At 75.2% G+C, this 2,490-nt stretch carries 1 protein-coding gene; it reads right to left on the bottom strand.

Annotation, left to right across the window (positions count from 1 at the left end):
* Positions 1–2,490: condensation domain-containing protein (locus NOD94_RS40825; protein WP_281211303.1), on the bottom strand; the 2,490-nt coding region annotated here is incomplete at both ends.

The raw sequence follows: 2,490 nt of genomic DNA, 5'->3' as shown, positions 1-2,490 counted from the left end.
GCCGGAGGTGAAGATGACGTAGGCGGGGTGGCGGGGCAGGAGCGGGGTGGTCCGGTCCGCGTCCGACAACGGACCGGCGGCCAGTCGGCCCAGCTCGACCCCGATCTCCGGCGCGTCCACGACGACGACCTCCGCCCCCGCGGACACCGGTACGAGGCCCAGTGAGACGAGGTCCGTCACCACGCACACCGGCGCCGCGGTGTCCGTCATGTACGAGAGGCGCTCGGTCGGCAGGGACAGGTCCAGCGGGAGGTAGGCGCCGCCCGCGCGGACGACGGCGTGCAGGGCCACGAGCAGGGACAGGGACCGGGGCAGGGCGACCGCTACGACCGTCTCGGGACCCACGCCGCGCTCGATCAGCAGTCGGGCGAGCCGGTTGACGCGTTCCTCGAAGGCGGGCCGGGACAGCTCCACCCCCTCGAAGACGAGGGCCGGGCCGGCAGCGCCGAGCGCGCCGTCGGAGACGAGGTCGGCGAGGGTGGCCGGACCGGTCAGGGGGACGGCCGTGTCGTTCCAGCGGTGCAGCACCAGCTCGCGTTCCTCGGCGGACAGCACCTCCAGCTCCGCCACCGGACGGTCCGGAGCGGCCGCCGCGGCATCGAGCAACCGCACGAGCCGGTCCGCGAGGGTGCGTACCGTCCCCTCGTCGAAGAGGTCGGACGCGTAGCGGATGCCGCCCTCGATGCCCGAGCCCTCACGGGCCGTACCGAAGGCGATCTCCAGGTCGAACTTGGCTCCGCCGGTCTCCACCGTCAGCTCTGCCGCGGGCATCCCGAACAGCTCGGGCAGCACGGCGTCCGCCGAGTGGTAGGTCACCATCGTCTGGAACAGCGGGTTCCGGGAGCGGGACCGTTCGTGGTCCACCGCCTCGACGACCGCCTCCCACGGCAGGTCGGCGTGGGCGAAGGCGGCGAGCCCGGTGTCCCGGACCCGCGCCACCAGCTCGCCGAACGTCGGCGCGCCGGAGAGGTCCGCCCGCAGCACCAGCGTGTTCAGGAAGAAGCCGGCCAGGCCCTCCCACTCCGCGCCGTCCCGCCCGGAGACCGGGCTGCCGAGCGGGATGTCGTCGCCCGCGCCCAGCCGGTGCAGCAGCGCGGCCACCGCGGCGTGGACCACCATGAACGGGGTCGCGCCGCCCTCGCGGGCGATCCGCAGCAGGCCGTCCGCCGTCGCGGCGGACACCGAGAAGTCCACCACGCCGCCCTCGTACGAGGGTTCCGCCGGCCGGGACCGGTCGGCGGGCAGCGCCACCTCCGCCGGAACGCCGGCGAGGGCGCCGCGCCAGAACTCCGTCTGCCGGGCGGCCGCCGACCGCGGATCCGCGGCGTCGCCCAGAACCTCCCGCTGCCACCGCGCGAAGTCCACGTACTGAAGGGGCAGTTCGGTCCACTCCGGAGCCGTGCCCGCCCGCCGCGCCGCGTAGGCCGCGTCCAGGTCCGTGAGCAGTGGACCCGTCGAGGACTCGTCGGTGGCGACGTGGTGCACGAGCAGGAGCAGGACGTGGTCGTCCGGTGCGGCCCGCAGCAGGGTCACGCGGACCGGGATCTCCGACGCCAGGTCGAAGAGGTGTCCGCCGGCCCGGACGGCCTCGTCGGCCAGCCGGTCGGCCGGCACCTCCCGGAGTTCCACCGGAACGTCCGCCCCGGCGGGCAGGACATGCTGGTACGGCTCGCCGTCGTGCTCCGCGATCAGCGTGCGCAGCACCTCGTGCCGCGCCACCAGGTCCCCGACCGCGGCGCGGAGCGCCGGGAAGTCCACCGGACCCCGCAGGCGGACCGCCACCGGCACGTTGTACGTGGCTGCCGGACCGTGGACGGTGTCCACCACCCACAGCCGGTGCTGGGCGAAGGACAGCGGGGGCCGCTCGGGCCTGACGCCGGCGCCCGGGCGGGGCCGGGTTCCCTCGGTGGCCTGCGCGAGCCGCGCCGCCAGCGCCTCGACGGTCCGCAGTTCGAACACGTCGCGGATCCCGCACTCGACGCCGAGCACCTCGCGGATCCGTCCCGCCGCGCGGGCCGCGAGCAGCGAGTGGCCGCCCAGGGCGAAGAAGTCGTCCCGCACGCCCACGCTCGGACGCCCCAGCACGGAGGCCAGGATCCCCGTCAGGACCTCCTCGCGGACGTCCCGGGGGGCGCGCGAGGCGGACACGGCGACGAGCTCCGGTGCGGGCAGGGCCCGCCGGTCGAGCTTGCCGTTGGGGGAGAGGGGCAGGGCGGGGAGGGCGACGAAGGCGGCCGGAACCATGTACTCGGGGAGCCGGTCGGCGGCCGAGGCGCGCAGCGCGTCCGGGTCTGCATCGGCGCCCGGCGCCGGGACGACGTAGGCCACCAACTGCTGCATCCCGGGCGCGTCCTCGCGGACCAGCACGGCCGCCTGGGCGACGGACGGGGAGGACGTCAGGACCGTGGCTATTTCGCCGAGTTCGATGCGGAAGCCGCGGAGTTTGATTTGGTCGTCGGTGCGGCCGAGGTAGTGGAGGTGGCCGTTGGG

Origin of the sequence: Streptomyces sp. Isolate_45, from assembly GCF_024721315.2 — a bacterium.
Lineage (GTDB): Bacteria > Actinomycetota > Actinomycetes > Streptomycetales > Streptomycetaceae > Streptomyces.
Note: the sequence above shows the minus strand (reverse complement) of the source record. Positions and strands in the feature narration are given on the sequence as shown.